Source organism: Demequina sp. B12 (genome assembly GCF_028823635.1).
Lineage (GTDB): Bacteria > Actinomycetota > Actinomycetes > Actinomycetales > Demequinaceae > Demequina.
In genome coordinates this window covers 12758-28848 of the sequence record NZ_JAPEHU010000003.1, presented here as the reverse complement: position 1 = coordinate 28848, position 16091 = coordinate 12758, and the positions used below count along the sequence as shown (strand labels likewise).

The 16091-nt window shown below is 63.4% G+C and carries 18 protein-coding genes; 8 read left to right on the top strand and 10 right to left on the bottom strand.

What is annotated here, in order from left to right; genetic code table 11:
• Positions 1 to 2: 2 nt before the first annotated feature.
• Genes ON058_RS07635 through ON058_RS07625 form a run of 3 tightly spaced genes read right to left on the bottom strand, consistent with a single transcriptional unit; the run spans position 3 to position 2564 of the window.
• Positions 3 to 1055, bottom strand: a complete 1053-nt coding sequence (locus ON058_RS07635; RefSeq protein ID WP_274668455.1) for a hemolysin family protein — start codon at positions 1053 to 1055, stop codon at positions 3 to 5.
• A complete protein-coding gene (locus ON058_RS07630) occupies positions 1048 to 2433 on the bottom strand; it encodes a hemolysin family protein (protein ID WP_274668454.1) in 1386 nt (461 codons plus the stop codon). The genes ON058_RS07635 and ON058_RS07630 overlap by 8 nt, the downstream gene beginning before the upstream one ends.
• A complete protein-coding gene (locus ON058_RS07625; protein ID WP_274668453.1) occupies positions 2430 to 2564 on the bottom strand; it encodes a hypothetical protein in 135 nt (44 codons plus the stop codon). The genes ON058_RS07630 and ON058_RS07625 overlap by 4 nt, the downstream gene beginning before the upstream one ends.
• A gap of 123 nt (positions 2565 to 2687) precedes the next feature.
• On the opposite strand from ON058_RS07625, the gene ON058_RS07620 reads away from it, so the two are divergent.
• Both ON058_RS07620 and ON058_RS07615 read left to right on the top strand, forming a co-directional pair.
• Positions 2688 to 3119, top strand: coding sequence for a DUF1801 domain-containing protein (locus tag ON058_RS07620; RefSeq protein ID WP_274668452.1), 432 nt, complete (start codon positions 2688 to 2690; stop codon positions 3117 to 3119).
• Positions 3120 to 3311: 192 nt separating this feature from the next.
• Complete coding sequence (locus ON058_RS07615) at positions 3312 to 5072, top strand: glycosyl hydrolase family 18 protein (protein ID WP_274668451.1); 1761 nt, start codon at positions 3312 to 3314, stop codon at positions 5070 to 5072.
• A 126-nt stretch (positions 5073 to 5198) separates the two neighbouring features.
• Here the strand turns inward: ON058_RS07615 and ON058_RS07610 are convergent, their stop codons facing one another.
• Positions 5199 to 5795: a sugar O-acetyltransferase gene (locus ON058_RS07610; RefSeq protein ID WP_274668450.1), complete on the bottom strand. Its 597-nt coding sequence runs from the start codon at positions 5793 to 5795 to the stop codon at positions 5199 to 5201.
• Positions 5796 to 5951: 156 nt separating this feature from the next.
• On the opposite strand from ON058_RS07610, the gene ON058_RS07605 reads away from it, so the two are divergent.
• The gene (locus tag ON058_RS07605; RefSeq protein WP_274668449.1) at positions 5952 to 6737 is read left to right on the top strand and encodes a hypothetical protein; all 786 of its coding nucleotides are present in this window, start codon (positions 5952 to 5954) and stop codon (positions 6735 to 6737) included.
• Between the two features lie 72 nt (positions 6738 to 6809).
• On the opposite strand, the gene ON058_RS07600 is transcribed toward ON058_RS07605, so the two are convergent.
• The gene (locus ON058_RS07600; protein WP_274668448.1) at positions 6810 to 8708 is read right to left on the bottom strand and encodes a DUF4914 family protein; all 1899 of its coding nucleotides are present in this window, start codon (positions 8706 to 8708) and stop codon (positions 6810 to 6812) included.
• A gap of 174 nt (positions 8709 to 8882) precedes the next feature.
• Here ON058_RS07600 and ON058_RS07595 point away from each other — a divergent pair, with 174 nt between their 5' ends.
• Complete coding sequence (locus ON058_RS07595; protein ID WP_274668447.1) at positions 8883 to 9995, top strand: Rv2578c family radical SAM protein; 1113 nt, start codon at positions 8883 to 8885, stop codon at positions 9993 to 9995.
• An 8-nt stretch (positions 9996 to 10003) separates the two neighbouring features.
• On the opposite strand, the gene ON058_RS07590 is transcribed toward ON058_RS07595, so the two are convergent.
• A complete protein-coding gene (locus tag ON058_RS07590; protein ID WP_274668446.1) occupies positions 10004 to 10306 on the bottom strand; it encodes a hypothetical protein in 303 nt (100 codons plus the stop codon).
• A 190-nt stretch (positions 10307 to 10496) separates the two neighbouring features.
• On the opposite strand from ON058_RS07590, the gene ON058_RS07585 reads away from it, so the two are divergent.
• The 4 genes from ON058_RS07585 (at position 10497) to ON058_RS07570 (ending at position 12541) form a co-directional block, all read left to right on the top strand.
• The gene (locus ON058_RS07585) at positions 10497 to 11330 is read left to right on the top strand and encodes a phosphodiester glycosidase family protein (protein ID WP_274668445.1); all 834 of its coding nucleotides are present in this window, start codon (positions 10497 to 10499) and stop codon (positions 11328 to 11330) included.
• A 10-nt stretch (positions 11331 to 11340) separates the two neighbouring features.
• Positions 11341 to 11694, top strand: coding sequence for a YidH family protein (locus ON058_RS07580; protein WP_274668444.1), 354 nt, complete (start codon positions 11341 to 11343; stop codon positions 11692 to 11694).
• Between the two features lie 89 nt (positions 11695 to 11783).
• The gene (locus tag ON058_RS07575; protein ID WP_274668443.1) at positions 11784 to 12050 is read left to right on the top strand and encodes a hypothetical protein; all 267 of its coding nucleotides are present in this window, start codon (positions 11784 to 11786) and stop codon (positions 12048 to 12050) included.
• Positions 12051 to 12076: 26 nt separating this feature from the next.
• Entirely contained in the window at positions 12077 to 12541 is a 465-nt protein-coding gene (locus ON058_RS07570) for a hypothetical protein (protein WP_274668442.1), read from the top strand.
• 16 nt (positions 12542 to 12557) lie between these two features.
• On the opposite strand, the gene ON058_RS07565 is transcribed toward ON058_RS07570, so the two are convergent.
• The 4 genes from ON058_RS07565 to ON058_RS07550 form a co-directional block, all read right to left on the bottom strand.
• Positions 12558 to 13229 carry a hypothetical protein gene (locus tag ON058_RS07565; protein ID WP_274668441.1) on the bottom strand — a complete coding sequence of 224 codons (672 nt, stop codon included), beginning with the start codon at positions 13227 to 13229 and terminating at the stop codon, positions 12558 to 12560.
• Positions 13230 to 13314: 85 nt separating this feature from the next.
• Positions 13315 to 14301: a zinc-binding alcohol dehydrogenase family protein gene (locus tag ON058_RS07560; RefSeq protein ID WP_274668440.1), complete on the bottom strand. Its 987-nt coding sequence runs from the start codon at positions 14299 to 14301 to the stop codon at positions 13315 to 13317.
• A complete protein-coding gene (locus ON058_RS07555) occupies positions 14298 to 15014 on the bottom strand; it encodes a hypothetical protein (protein WP_274668439.1) in 717 nt (238 codons plus the stop codon). Before ON058_RS07555 ends, ON058_RS07560 begins: the two co-directional genes overlap by 4 nt.
• Positions 15011 to 16045: an NAD-dependent epimerase/dehydratase family protein gene (locus tag ON058_RS07550; protein ID WP_274668438.1), complete on the bottom strand. Its 1035-nt coding sequence runs from the start codon at positions 16043 to 16045 to the stop codon at positions 15011 to 15013. The genes ON058_RS07555 and ON058_RS07550 overlap by 4 nt, the downstream gene beginning before the upstream one ends.
• Between the last annotated feature and the right edge of the window lie 46 nt (positions 16046 to 16091).

The following is a 16091-nucleotide window of genomic DNA, read 5'->3' as shown; positions in this document are numbered from 1 at the left end:
ACTTAGCGTGCTGCGTCGACCGCCTGTCCGGCATCGACGACTTCGCCCACGAGGCGTTCGATGACGTCTTCAAGCATGGCCGCGCCAATCACGGTTCCGTCCGGATCGCGTACGAGCGCAATGTGGGTGCCACGTGCTTGCATGGCGGCGAGTGCACGTTCAAGCGAAGCGTCAGCGGGAATCCACGTCAGCGGCCGTACCGCGTCCGCTGGAACGGGCTTGGTGGCACTACCGCGCGGGACTTCCACAAAGTCCTTGAGGTGGAGGTAGCCCACATAGTCGCCGTCCTGGTCGACCAGCGGGAAGCGTGAGAACCCGGTCCTGACGCACGCTTTCTGGGCACGCTGTGGCGTCACGTCGACGGGGAGCACTTCAAGCTCCTCACATGGGGTGAGGACGTCGCGCACCGTTTCGAAGGACAGTTGAAGCGATCCCGTCATGATCTGGTGTTCATCGTCGTCCAGGAGGCCTTCGTCACGTGACTCGTGGACGAACGCTGCCACCTGGTCTGCGTCAAATGCGGATGCGACTTCGTCGCGGGGCTCCACGCGCAGCATGCGCAGCACCACGTTGGCAACCCAGTTCAGCAGCCAAATGACGGGCTTGAGGATCCACACCACGCCGTAGAGCGCCGGGCCCAGGATCAGAGCGGAACGTTCTGGACCGGCGATCGCAATGTTCTTGGGCACCATCTCACCCAGCACCATGTGCAGGAAGACCACGATCAGCAACGCGATGGTGAAGGCGATGCCGTGGAGCCAGGCGCCTTCGATTCCGATAGCGGCGAGCGGCTTTTCTAGCTGGTGTGCGACGGCAGGTTCACCGAGCGCACCCAGCCCCAGCGAACACATCGTGATGCCGAGCTGGGCGCCCGCCATCATGAGGGACACCTTCTCCATGGCGCGCACGGTGATGCGGGCGCTCCATGAGCCTGCGGTGGCGCGTGGCTCAATCTGGGAGCGACGTGCGGAAACGAGCGCAAACTCCGCGCCCACGAAGAACGCGTTGCCGATGAGGAGCCCAATGGCGAGGAGGATCGCAACCTGATCAGACATCGGCGGCCTCCTTTCGTGCGGCGTCTTCGTCGACGGGTTCGAGCGCTTCGATAATGACGCGGTCCACGCGGTGTCCGTCCAGGCGGGTGACGGTCATGCGGACGGTCACGGGGGTGGGAAGGTCGTCTTCGTCGAGTTCGGCTTCGTTGAGGGCAGCCACTTCGATCACGTCACCTACCTGGGGGAAGCGTTCCAGGTGTTCGGTGAGGAATCCTCCGAGCGTGTCCGATTCACGGGCTTCTGGGAGGTCGATCTTCATGGCGTCGCCGGCTTCATCGGGACGCAGGAGGCCGGACAACGACCAGCGGCGAGCGCCGATGCGACGGTAGCGGGAGACAGGGCGGTCCTGTTCGTCTTCAATCTCGCCCACGATCTCCTCGACGAGGTCTTCGAGGGTGACGATGCCGTCGGTGCCGCCGTACTCGTCCACGACGACCGCCACCTGGGAGCCTGCACGCAGTGCGTCGAGCACTGCGGATAGCGGCATGGTCGAGGGCACGGAGGTGACCGGGAAAGCGATCTCGCGCACCGTCATCGCCTTGCGTTGACGTGCGGGTACCGCGAGCGCTTTCTTGAAGTGCGCCACTCCCACGATCTCGTCGACATCCTCCCCGGTGACGGGGAAGCGGGCGTGACCCGTACGGGAAGCGAGCGCGAGAACTTCTTCCACAGAGGCATCGGCTTCAATGAAGTGCACACGGGTGCGCGGCGTCATGGCGTCCGATGCGGTGCGTTCCTTCAGTTCGGAGGCGTGCGCCAGGCGTTCCGCGACACGGGGCTCCAGCGTTCCTTGGGCGGCTGAGCGTGAGGCGATTGCTTCGAACTCCTGGGCCGACCGCGCGGACGCGAGTTCTTCCCGCGGTTCGATGCCGAGGCGACGCACGAGCCAGTTGGCCGAGCCGTTCAGCACGCGAATCAGTGGTCCGGCGAACCAGGTGAACGCGCGTTGTGGTCCTGCCACGGCACGCCCTATGCGCAGCGGTTCGGAGATCGCCCAGTTCTTGGGAACCAGTTCTCCAAACACCATTTGGGTCGCTGTGGCAGTGATGAACGCCAGCGTCAGGGCGATCCCCAGCGCGGACTCTTCTGGAAGGCCAGCGGCTTCGAGACCCGGACGGAGCAATGTGGCGAGCGAAGGTTCTGCGATGAAACCAACCAGCAGTGAGGTCACGGTGATGCCGAGCTGTGCACCCGACAGTTCGGTCGACAACTTGCGTAGCGCTGCGCGCAGTGACTTTGCGCGCTTGTCACCCTTGTCGGCCTCGCGGTCCACGGTGGGGCGATCCACCGTCATAAACGCGAACTCCGCTGCCACGAATAGTGCGTTGGCGGCGATGAGGATGAGGGCGAGAAGGAGAAGCAGCCATGCCGCGGTCATGCGAGCAGGCCGATGCTTGTGTGAGCTCCCGTGAGGTGCGCGAAAGCGTCGTGGGAGGCGTGGGCGAGGGCTGGCGCCGGGCGCAGTGTGTGTGCTGCGGGCCGGCGCTTAGGACTATGGCCGTCGGACATGCGGGAAATTGTACGTGAACTAGGCGGGTGAGGCATCTCTCCGGACGCATCTGTGGGGGATGGTGCGTAGGCTCAGCGAAGGAGTGTGATGCGTCGCGCTGGGGCGAAGGAGAGTGAGGATTCGTGGAACGGACGTCGGAGTCAGTCGAGGACTTCCTCCGGGGTGGTGACGCCGATGATCCCGCCATGACATTGACCGCGGTCGATGAGGTGATCGTGCGCGCGCTCCCTGACGCGACGCGAGTCCTATGGCGGGGCACGTTTTGGGGCGGCACGGAGCAGGCGATTGTGGGCTATGGGGCGATCAGCCAGCCCCGGCCCAAGGGGCCTGACGTTGAGTGGTTCCTCATCGGGCTCGCGCGCCAAAAGCGACATGTGAGCCTCTACGTCAACGCCGCCGAGGGCAAGCGGTATCTGTCGGCGGCCTATGGGCCACGCCTGGGTAAGGTCAAGGTAGGGGCGGCGGCCGTGAACTTCGGCTCAGTCCGGGATCTTGATCTTGAGGTGCTGGCGGAGTTAGTGAGCCATGCGGGGCGGGTCCAGGCGTACTCGTAGTCGATCGCACCGCTTCATCCTTGTTGCACTTTTTGCAATGACTGTGCGCATTGTGGAACATTCGCGTGCGTAGCGGGCGTGATTTACGTAGTTTCCCTTATCTACAGTGCTGGGCCTGATCGCTAGCGTGCGAACTGTCCGTGATGGATCCCCTGACACTCAGGGACAGAACAGAGCAATGAGGCCTGATCAATGAACACATGGCAACCTCGCCTCAAGCGCACCGCGCTGGCGACAACTGCGGCACTGGGCATGAGCGTCCTGGCCGCCACCACAGCATCGGCCGGTGGTAAATCCACCGATGATGCACCCGATCCCGATGGCATCAACGGATATCGCTCAGTGGGCTACTTCCAAGCGCACGCACCCAACAAGGACGGCCGCGACTACCAGGTCGCGGACATCATTGATTCCGGTGCCATCGACCACCTGACACACATCAACTACTCGTTCGGCAATGTCACGAGTGAACTGGTGTGCGACATCACCGACGCGGCGGCACCCGACGACGCAGTCGACCCCGGCCAAATCGAGGGTGACCCCCTCAACGATTACCAACGCCTAGTGTCCAAGAAGGACTCGGTGGACGGCAAGGCTGACAAGGCCGGGCAGGCCCTCGCCGGCAACTTCAACCAGCTGCGCAAACTCAAGGAGGAGTACCCGAACGTCCAGATCTTGATCTCGCTGGGTGGTTGGACCTGGTCAGATAACTTCTCCGAGGCGTCGTTGACGGCCGAAAGTCGGGAACGTCTGGTGGATTCCTGCCTCGACATCTACATCGACGGAGACCTGCCCGAGGCGAATGGTTTTGGTGGTGAAGGAGTGGCTGCCGGGATCTTCGACGGCATCGACATCGACTGGGAGTGGCCCGCCGCCAACGGTGAACACCCCAGCCCCAACCCGGACGTGGATAAGGAGAACTTCTTGTCGCTCCTCGAAGAGTTCCGTGCCCAGCTCGACGAGCGTGAACAAGCCAACGATGCCGAGTACCTGCTGACCGGCTTTGCCCCTGCGGGGTGGTCGCCCCGGACCAACGGTGGATGGGTTGACCCGCGCGCCGCAGCGGTTTTCGACTTCCTCAACATTCAGGGATACGACTACCACGGCGGTTGGGTGCCGAACCGCACTGGTCACCAGGGCAACCTTCACGCCTACGAATGGCCCGTCGATCCTGCTGCGCCCGACGGCGACCAGACCACCGCCAACTGGGGCCTCGCTGCTGACGGCCTCATGAACGCCTACCGTGCAGCCGGATACACCGGTGAACAGCTCAACATGGGCATGGCCATCTATGGCCAGGGTTGGGAAGGCGTGACCGACGGTGACATCGCCGGAGCGGCGGCTTCTGGGTCAATCGGAACCAAGACCTACGACGAGATCAAGAACCTCGGAGAGGGGTACTACGACCCCGTCGCCGGTGCATCGTGGCGTTACGACGGTGACCAGTGGTGGAGCTACGACGACACGCGATCCGTTCGCGCCAAGTCGGAATGGATCGCCGATCAGGACTTCGGTGGCGCCATGTGGTGGGACCTGTCCGGAGACAAGGAAGCCGATCTTGTCAGTGAAGTCGGCACTATCTTCGCGGCAGCGACACCTGGGCCAACGGTAGGGGAGACCTGCGCAGCACCATGGTTCTCCACGTCCACCTACACCCGGGGTGACGTGGTTTCCCGCAACGGTGCCGAGTACCAAGCCAACTGGTGGGTCCGCGGTGTGGAGCCTGGCGCCGCACCCAGCAATGGCTGGACCAAGGTTGGCGACTGCGGCTCCACGGGAGCCGAGATCGTGATCGACGAGTGCGCACCAGCATGGGATGCTGCGGCCATCTACCGCCGCGGTGACGAAGTGTCGGTGGCCGGTGTCAACCACACCGCCCGCTGGTACAACCGTGGACAAGCGCCAGGTGCGGAGGCTTGGGGTGCTTGGGAAGCTGGGAACCTCTGTTCCTAGCGTGACGGAGATGCCCGCTCGCCACGTGTGGAGGTGAGTGAGCACTATCGCGAGGGCCGATGCTGTGGTGACCCACGGCATCGGCCCTCGCTGCGTCATGGCGGCAGTAGTGCCGTGGGCGCGGCTTTAGTCGTCGTCGAGGGGGCGAATGATCCGAGCAGGGTTGCCTGCTGCCAGGACACCGCTCGGGATGTCCTTCGTCACCACTGAGCCCGCACCAATGACACTGTCTCTGCCGATCGTGACACCGGGACACACCACGACGGAACCGCCCAGCCACACGTTGTCCTCCAGCGTGATCGGCAACGAACGCTCCCAACCTTCACGGCGCAGGCGAGGGTTCAGTGCGTGGTTCGGGGTGTAGAGCCGCACGTCCGGGCCAATCAGGCAATCGGAGCCGATCGTGACGAGCCCTCCACCGAGAATCAACAAGCCGGCGTTGATGAAGACGTTATCGCCCACTCTGACCCGTTCGCCGTAGTCCATGTAGACGGGTGGCCGGAAGTCGAGATTGTGGCCGCACGAGCCGAGCAGGGCGTGCATGAGTTCGTTGGCGCGCCGAGGATTCCTGGGATACACGTCGTTGATCTCGCGGCACGCTGCCTGGGTGGCGTCGGTGCGGTCGGTCAGTTCCGAGCCGGCCTGGCGGTAGCGGAACCAGTCGCCGTTGACGAGTTTGTCGAACTCTGAGCGGTGCGGGTCATCGTCAATCACTTCGGACATCGGGGGTCCTTCCCATGAGGGCGGTGACTTCCACGCTACTCGTGACGAACGCAAGGTGGGGAAAGGAAACTCTGTGGAGAACGTCTCCAGCCCGGTTCCCGTCACTAGCGTCGAAGACGTCAACAACACACACTTCACACCAAGGGGGACCCGATCATGACCACACCCAACCTCACTCCACGGCAGCGCCACCGTTGGCACCGCGGAGCGTTCGCGATTGCCGGAGCGCTCCTTCTTGGTCTGACAGCCTGTGCCGATGCGTCCCAGGAGCCGGCTGCGACAGCCGCGGCAGGATCAGAGCACGACACCACAGCGCAGACTCCGCTGGCGACCCCCACCGCTGCAGGGTCTCCGCAGGACCCAGTGGCGCTGGAGCAAGTGCCGGAAGCGGTTGCCCCGGGAGTTGCCCCGCCAGCCGAGAGTACTGACGCGCTCACCTGGAGCGTCGGGGGCACGTCGATCTCTCAATCGCAGTACGACGACAACGGCGATGTCACGACCGTGCTCTACGAGGGGGTGCTTGATACGGCGTGCTTCCAATGGGAGATGGGGATGGAGGTGGCGATGCCATCGCTTCAGTCAGAAGCGCCGTGTACCGCCACTCTGACGTGGGCCGGCACAGGTGATTCGGCCCCGTTCCATATGTACATCGCGCTCCTGGATGGCGTGTGGTCACCGGCGGATTTTGCTGAGGCGATGACAGGGTTCGGACAGTCCACGATCGACGAGATCGAGATTGACGGCCATCCCGCCTTGCGGGCTTTCAGCGTCAGCGACGACGGCCAGGAGTACACGACCGTCATGAGGGTGGTAGGGCCCTCAGGAATCGAGGGAGAGTCCGTGGACGGCAGGACTCTTGTGGTGACGCAGGCAGTGCACGGCTCTGAGTATTTGGAACGCGTTGTCGCTGAGGTGCGGATCGCTTTCGCATCGACTCCATAAGGTCTCGCGTGCGCTGAGATACAGCCATGCCCGCGGCCTCTTGTGGGAGGCCGCGGGCATGGCTGTCGCGTTCTAGTAGTACATCGGGGTGAGGGCTTCGTAGTCCTCGACAGTCCCGTCGTTCATGCAGGTTTCAATGATCGCGCGCCCCAGATCCGACAGTTCCGGGGTCAGGAACTGCTGAAGTTCGGCCTTGAAGAAGCCGGTCAGGATGGCGCAGCCTGCGTCGTAAGCTTCCACTCCCACCTGCGACTGGGTTTCCGGACGCAGCAGAGTGCGACGGATGGGCTGGCCATCCAACGTGACCTCCTTGGGCGTGTACCCAAAGAGAGCGCAGCGGGCCGGCTCGAGCTGGTCGGGACGCATGCGCCCCGCGCCCTTGCGTGCGAGCCACTCGCGTGTCAGCCACTCACCAGAGAAGCCCACCTTGTAGGCGCCGATGTGCTGGTTGGGGGTGAGGACGTAGCGAGTGTGATCGAACTGAACCAATTGCTCGAGCAGAAGGTTGGCCGCGGCCACCTTCGTTCCCGTGGAGAACGGCCAGTAGGAGCCGACGCCTTCCGAGACCATGCCGCCGTGTTCAAGTTTCTGCACGGCATCGGCGGCCTCGCCGATCGACGGGTTCTTGTCTCCTCGCGGTGCGATGAGTCGCCACAGCCAGGCGATGGCAGGTGGAACAAAGTGCGTGAGGCCCATGATTCCGTAGGTGTGGCTTTCCCGCGTGCAGGCCGGCATACGTACGCCAAAGGTGCGCACATCCACAGGTTCAGGGGTGTTCAGTACATCGTCGAGCAAACGGCGGGGGATCACCACGCGCGGGTTTGCGCAGGGTTTTCCGGTGGAATCGAGGGTGTGCTCCCACGGCAACACTGTTGCGTCAGGAACTCCGTCGATGGAGAAGAACACCAGTGGCGCATCCGGGTGGATGACCGCCTTCTCCAGGTGGGGGTCCTCACCGTAGGTGCGGAGGTTGTCGACACGCACGAACCATCCGTCTTCAGCGTCGGCGACGACCATCTTGCCTGAACCGTCTTGGACTGCCGGGTGGCACAGTGTCATGTCGTCCGTGACGGGGGCCAGGTCGGATGTTTCGTTCAGCGTGATTCGATACGGCTCGCCTGTGACGACATTGGTTCCGAGCAAGATGCGGCCATCGTCCTCACGGCGCAGGTCTTGGCACATTTCTGACTTACCGCCGCCGGAGGCGCCTTCATGCATGACCACCGTCTCGTTGTCATACGGGGTGGTGACGCGCACGGAAGACGCGTGTGCGGTAATCCAACCTTCAGTCTCGCCGATGTCGAGGAGGACGGAGAACACGCCCTTCTTCGCGGACGGTCCTGGGTAGAGGTTGTAAGCGAAGATCTCGTGCAGGCTCTCCGTACGGTCGTGGACGACAACCTGCTTACCGTCAAAGTGGGTCTGACGGAACGGGGGAGCGACGTACAGGATCGACCTGGGGGTGAACTCGCCAAGCTCATCGAACGTGGTCCAGCCCTGGAGATCGACCAAGGCAAGCGCGAAGAATGCGGAGTTGGCGGGAACGATCGCCAGTGAGGGGGAGCCGTAGGTGAGGCCGCCCGCCTTGAAGGGGACGACCACGAGGTGTTGGCCAGCGAGCCAGTCAAGGGTCTCTTGACGGGTGGCGTCGAAGGAACCGCCAAAGCGGTCTGCCCACCGAGTCTTGTCGGTGGGGCGGTCGTCTGCGATGACCATGCACTGCGGGTCGCGCCGGCGCATGTAGTCCTCGGGATAGTTCACGGCGATGCCGTTGCGGCAGCGGGTTACTGTCGCTTCGGTCACGGTGGTGCCGTTGGCGTCGTAGTCGACGGAGAAGATGGGTCCGCCCTCGGGTCCCAACGCAAGTGTGTACAGTTCCTCGCGCGTGGCGGGGATGGTGATCTGCGGTGCATTGTCGATCACCGCACGGACTTCAGGGGCAAGGGCAAGAGCCTCAAGGGTTCTGGTCATGGTGGTGCTCCTTCGGTGCAGGTCGGGGCGCAACTGCGCGCCCCACTCCGCTGAGTCTTGCGCAATACAAGAAAAGGTAAAGGGGACGTAAGTCCCAGGGGTGGCATGCCTGCGCCCGGGTGAAACGCGCGCACGGGCGTTGACTCACAGTCGAACGTTTGTTCGAATGGGCGTATGAGGTGGGAGAAACAGACACTTGAGGTCGCGCAGCCCAACACTCTTCCGGGGCTGGCTCGAATGGGCAATCTCATCCGTTCTGTGCGCACCCCCGAGTTCGAGGGGATGGTGTTCCACGAGGTAGTCGCCAAAAGCGCGCTCAACAAGGTGGGTCCAGGTTCCGCCGTGCCATTCACGTGGACGATCAACCCCTACCGAGGATGCTCACACGCCTGCGTGTACTGCTTTGCCCGTCCCAGTCACACGTACCTGGAATTGAACTCAGGGCAAGACTTCGATTCCCAGATCATCGTGAAGACCAATATTGCCGATGTCCTGCGAACCGAACTGGCGCGTCCCTCGTGGGCCCGCGAACACGTCGCCTTCGGCACCAACACCGACCCCTACCAGCGAGCAGAAGGCCGCTACCAGCTCATGCCGGACATGATCGCGGCGCTCGCGGGCTCCGGCACCCCGTTCTCGATTCTCACCAAGGGATCGCTGTTGCGTAGGGACCTGCCAGTGTTGAAAGCGGCTGCGGCTTCCGTCCCTGTCGACGTGGCGCTGTCGATCGCTATCTTTGACGACGATCTGCAACGCAGTATTGAGCCTGGAACTCCCACGACGGCTGCTCGTCTGGCGACGGTGACGGCGGCAGCGCAGGCAGGATTCAACGTCGCGGTGTTCCTGATGCCAGTGATGCCGTACCTGACCGACTCCGCAGATCAACTCGACTCTGCGCTACAGCGCGTCAAGGATGCCGGCGCGACGTCGGTTGCGTACTCCGCGATGCACCTTCGCCCCGGCGTGAAGGAATGGTTCGCCCGGTGGCTCAACACGCATCGTCCCGACCTCACCCAGCGATACCGGCGACTCTATGGCGACTCGTCCTATGCGCCCAAGGCGTATCGGCGTCAGCTTGCTGCACGTATCAAGCCGCTCCTTCAAGCGCACGGACTGACAAGCACGCTCGAAGATCCCAATACCGGTTCGATGGGGTCAACACCACAAGCTTCTGCGCGAGCATCCGCACGCGACACGAACGGCGAATGGCGGCGCGTCACACTCGCGCCTGGACACCAACGCAACGAGGGCACTGTCGTCGTCACAAGTCAGCCCACACTCTTCTAGCGGTCGGGCTAGGCGGAGAAACTGAACTCAGTTCCCGCGATGCTGGCGCGACCGTCCGCAAGGATCTCAACGGTCGTGATGCCGTCAGTCATGGCGCTGGCAACTGCCGTGGTGGCGTGGTCGTCGAGACGCCACACACCAGAGCCTTCACCGTCGGTCACGATGGGGCCACGAGGAGTCATCGCAACGATGTAGACGCGCATGCTCATCATGTCCGCCTCCTTGCCGCTCACCTGGCCCATAGCCGAGGTGCGCGAGGTGGAAGCGGCGCCCGCACGCGCGGGCCTGACGATGCGAATAGTCGCAGTCATCTTCATCTCCTCGTAAGTGAACATGACGAGCGTAACTCTGTTCACCGGCGTCTGGCGACCACCCAAAGTCCCAAGCCACCCGGGCACGTCGATACGATGAGCAGATCGACCTCAGGAGGGGCGCGTGAAGTACCTTAATGGCGAAGCGTCCGATGCCCCTGCTTGGAGACCATCAGGTCAGTCAGGAACTGTGAGAACACCAAAGCGCACTGCGTCGGTCTGCGGTGTCGTCGCCGCCGCGATCATTGCTCTCGCGGGATGCGCATGGACTGACGACTCGCCTTCCGCTCCAGTGGTGACAGTGACGGCCACTCCGCCAGCGTCAAGCACTCCGGACACAGAAGACCCCACGCCCATCGCAGACGTCGACGCTGAGGTCATCGAGCACGCCGGGAACTCGTATCTGGTGGCCACCCTGCCCCTCGACGATTGGGATGTGCGCGTCGAGTGGGACCCGGACGACCCGGGCACGATGCTCCGTGACGTGGTGCGTGATGACCCCACCGTCGCGGTGGCCACTAACGCCGGAATCTTCACCGAATCCGTGACGCCTGGCGGGCTGCTGGTCTCCCATGGCGAGGAGCTGGTGCCCATCAACCTGAATGAAGGCGGAGGAAACTTCCACCTCATGCCCAACGCCGTCTTCGTGATCTACGAGGACGCCACCGCAGCGGTCGTCGACAGCCGCGACTACAGCGGTACTGGTGTTATCCATGCGACCCAGTCAGGTCCCGCGCTGGTGCTCAACGGGGATATCCACCCTCAGTTCAACGAAGGCTCCACGAACCTTGCGTTCCGCTCTGGAGTAGGAGTGAATCCGGCGGGAGACACCGTGTACTTGGCAATCTCGTGGAGCTTCACCAACTTCTGGGACTTCGCGACGTTGTTTCGGGACGAACTAGCCGTGGACGATGCTCTGTATCTCGACGGAGACATCTCTAGGCTGTGGGTCACAGGAATGAGTGATCCCGGTCCTATCGACGGGCCGTATGCGGGCGTCATCACAGCCCGAGTACGCGACTGAAGGAGGCCCCATGCCAGACACGCCGGAACAGCCCGCGGCCCTGCCCGCCCACCCACAAGTGGCGCTCGCGAACGAGCGCACATTCCTGGCCTGGGTCCGTACCTCATTGGCGTTGACGGCGACCGGCGCTGCACTCGTCGCCCTTGACCCGCCGGTTCATCCGGGGTGGCTTCTCGCCTCGGGTGGACTCTTCGTTGTGCTGGGGCTGTTGGCGGCAGTCCAGGGGTATGTGGGCTGGCGTGCCACCAACCGTGACGCGCGGCGGGGCGATTGGGAGCCCACCTTGCATGTGGGCGCTGTTATTACGGTCGGTGTCGTGATCGCGACGCTGGTGTTGTTCATTGGTGCTGTGGTGTCGCGATGAGTGCACCGCCAGTACGCGGGACGAACTCGTTTGACGTCCACATGTTGACGGTACTGGCGTGGCGACGAACGGCACTGAGGTTGGGACTGATGTCTATCGCCGGTGCACAGTTGCTCGCTATGGCATATGGGCCCTTGGCGTATGTGATGGGACTCGCTGGTGTGGCGGTAGCCCTCGTGCTCCATCTGTCCGTGTCGCTGCGATTTTCCCGGGTGGCTCGCGCTGTCCGTGAAGGGAAAAGTCGCCCCAGCCTTGCGCGTGCCAGCGTACGAGTAGGGGTCCTCACGGCATTCGCTGTTGCCGTCGCTGCCAGCGCATTGACGTGGATGGTGCTCGCAACTGTGTGGAGTGCATAGGACCGCCGTCATGCCACAGTAGAGACATGGATGCGTATCGATCTCGCCAGTGGTCGTTTCAGAACCACGTGGTGGCGTGGATGCTGGCCGCGTGTGCGGTGATCAGTGCCGTTGCATTTGGCCTGACGAGCGCATGGTCGGACGCGCCGTGGGTTGCCCTCGGGACTCTGGCGCTCATCGTGGCGCTGTGCGCCATCCCCTTGACGATCGTCGTCGACGCGACCAGCGTGACCATCTCCCTTGCAGGCGTGCTGAGGCGCACCATTGCGCGCGACTCGATCACCGCAATACAACGGCGCGAATACTCTCCGCTACGAGAGTTCGGCGGCTGGGGATGGCGCTACTCCTTGGACCGACGCAATGCTCGCGCCTACACCACGCTGGGAAGCAGCGCGGTGGTCGTGACGCTTGCCGACGGCCAGGAGGTCTACCTGGGCGTGAGCGATGAAGCGGCATTGATCGAGGCACTCAGCCCCAGTTTGCGGCCTTGAACGGTCACGCAAACTTTTACGACTCGAAACCCTCGAGCTCGCCACACCTGTCGAGGGTGTAACTCAGCACCACCGACAGTCCTTGCGCTCCAGCGCTCGCGGTCGAGACGACGTCGTGGGAAGTCAGCAGGGTCACTGTCGCCATGTCGTACTCAGCGATCGACCCTGCCGTCGCAGCAATATCAGCCTCGGGATCCACGAGCTCGTCCAGGTAGCGCAAGACGTCGTCAAATGCCGCATCAGCATCATCAGCGGTGGTGCTGGAGTCGACATCCGAGACCACCGTGTCCAGCAGGAGACCTTGCGCAGTGGTCCACTCTGCGTGCACGCTCGCGCTCGCTGTCTGCATGTCTTTGCCTGCGGCGTTCATGAGCGCGACGTCTCCGCGATCGTCCTCGATCCCCGTTTGTGCGGATTTGCGATCCGACGCGTCCAAGAGGTCGTTCATCGCTATAGCGCCGGCTTGCGCAGGGGCGCAGAACGGGTCGAGTGCGGCCGATGCTGTCGTGGAGGCGCTCGGTGAGACCGTGGGGTCTGGTGTGGCGGATGCGGCGCTCGGGTTGGCTGACTGGGTGGCCTCGGCGCCGGCGGAGCGATCTGGCTCAGGTTCAGCTTGGGAGCAGGCCGCGAGGCCACCGACCATCGCGAAGGAACCTAGGGCAAGGACAACAGTTGAGCGGGGGAACATGCGTCGACCCTGGCACAGGAGGTCCGATGAGCCAAGTTCATCCTCGGTGCTACCGCCCTGTTTGCCAGGTGATTCGACCCCCCCGTTAGCGCGTCACCACCACTTTCCCGACCGCGCGGCGTGTCTCGACAAGCGCATGCGCCTGCCGCAAGTTTTCGGGCGTGAACCCCTCCATCACGGTGCCAGCGGTCGTGACAATGTCGCCTGCATCTGCGAGCGCGGCGACCTCGCTGAGGATGGTGCCCTGGACGCTCATGTCCCAGGTTGCGAAACGGGAACGGGTGAACATGTTCTCCCAGTGGAAACTGATGGCCTTGGGGAACAGCGGCACCAGGTCGAACTTGGAGCCGTTGACGGACACCACGTGGCCGAAGGGTCGTAGTAGTTCGGCGTATGCCTCGATGTTGCCGTCGGTATATGACGAAAATACGTAACTGTAGCCATCTACGGCGTGGGGCTTCGCGGTGGCGACAAGGTCGCGGTGGTCAGCCACGGCATCGGCTCCCATGGTGCGACACCACTGGGCAGACTCTTCACGGGAAGCGGTCGCCACCACCGACATTGCGGTGAGGCGCTTCGCGAGTTGGGTCAGGATGGAACCCACTCCGCCAGCACCGCCCACGATCAGCAGTGATCCGTCGTCTTCTCGATTCAGTCGCAGGTGGTCAAACATGCTCTCCCATGCCGTCAGGGCCGTGAGTGGCAGGGCAGCTGCGTCGGCGAAAGACCACGACTCGGGCTTGCGTGCCACGAGGCGCGAGTCGACAGCCTGATAGTCGGCGTTTGCCCCATGGCGGCCGACGTCTCCGGCCCACCACACCTCGTCGCCTTCAGAGAAGTCGGTGACCTCGTCACCGACGGCCACAACGGTGCCTGCGCCGTCGAAACCCAACACCCTCACCTTCTGGGGATTGGTGCGCTTGCGGCGGAGCGTATCGATGGGGTTGACAGAGACTGCCTCAACACGGATGACGAGGTCGAGCGGACCTGCGACCGGATCCGGCATGTCGATTTCTTCGAAAGCTTGCGGATTGTCAATCTCGTACACATCAAGTGCGGCGATTGCCTTCATGAGGGGTTCTCCTCCGGTGGGATAGCGGCGGGGGACAGTGGGGTAGGGGCAGGACGATGGGAACGGCGGCGCGGTCCCGTCTCTTCTTGAGCAAGACGGGCCGATGCGGTGTGAGCGACGTCGAGCGCGTGCTTCCAGGACAGTCCCGAGGTGCACAGTGCGTGCGTCATGGCGAGTTGGCGCCAGTCGGACGCGAGCTCGGGCCGGTTGGCTGCCATATCGATCACGTCCCACACCGACTGCTCCACGAGCCACGCGAGCGTGGCATCCGGCAGATCGGAACGCATCACCTCAGTGTCAACGCCCGAGCGTAAGGCGATGCGAAGCGTCGAGCGGAGAGGAGCGAGCGCCTCCTCGACACTTGCGCGGTAGGGGCCGCGTGATGCGAGATGAGTGAGACGAAGGTTGCGGGTTTGGTCATCCCATACGCGGCCGATGAGCATCGCGACCTGATCGGCCGGGTCGCCGTCGTCGAGGAATGCGGCGTCGCCGATGCGCGCCGCGCCCCGCAGGATGGTGGCACGGATCAGTGAGGTGCGACCACCGGTGAGACGTTCTGCGTCATGAGTAGACAGCCCGGCCCGAGCCGCGATTGCAGGCAACGATGCTTGGGGGTTGCGGCTGAGCTCGGATGCAGCGACGTCAAGCAGTTTGTCGAGCTGACGGGCATCCCTCTCGGGAGTGGTCGCACGGGACCTCCGGAATAGTCTCATGCGCCCGCCTCCGCAAGGGCTCGTCGGTAGATCATCGCAAGGGAGTCGAACATGGCGTTGGCGTCAGAATCGACGCGCTGCCGCGAGGGGTCGGCCTCGAACCACTCCACACATTCGCGGATGCCGTCGGCGAACGGGATCCGAGCCTGCCATCCGGGCACAAGTTCCTTGATGACGGAGTTGTCGTACAGCGCTGGATGCATCTTGTCGCCGTAAATGGAGCCTCGCTGCGTGGGCGCGGCCGCGACGAGCGCATCGGAAGGCACACACAAACGTTGCGCATGCCACTGCTCGGGGGAAAGCCCTGCAGTGGCGGCGATGTGCGCATACAACGCGTTCCACGTCAGCGCTTCATCAGAAGTGATGTGGACTGCGCGCCCCGCAGCGGCAGGGTTTCCTAGGAGTCCGACAATGGCTGTGGCCACGTCTCGAGCGTGCGTCAGCGTCCACAGTGACGTGCCGTCTCCCGGGACCACTACATCGGCCCCCGAGCGCATGCGATCAACGATCGTCCACGGGTGGCGTGAGTTCCCCGTATAGGCAGGAATCTTCGACGGCCCGTACGTGTGCGCCGGGCGCACAATCGTGAAGGGAAGCCCCGCCTGCGTTGCATGGTCGCGCAGGACGACTTCTGCCTCAGCTTTGAGTGCGGCGTACTCCCAGAACAGGTTCTCCTGCGGGTCGTCTTCCGTGAGGTGGTGATGACGTTCCCACGTCGCATACGCAGCCGAGGTTGAAACGAGAACGTACTGGTCCGTTAGCGCCGCGAAAGTGTCGACATCCTGGCTGACGTGGAGAGGATCGAACGCCACACACTGCACGACCGCGTCATACCGGTCTGCGCCAGCAAGCGCCGTCCGCAGTGCTGCTGGCGAGGTGGCATCGGCCGTGATGGATGTGACCTGCGTGGGCGTGGAGGCGATCGTGGATCGGCCGCGCGTCACCATTGTCACGTCATGCCCCGCGGTCACGGCTGTCTCAACGACCTCCGATGAGATCACGCCGGTGCCGCCCACGATGAGGATCCGCATAACTGAAGGGTAACTGCCTCAGCGACGGGAGGTCGTCGGGCGTGCT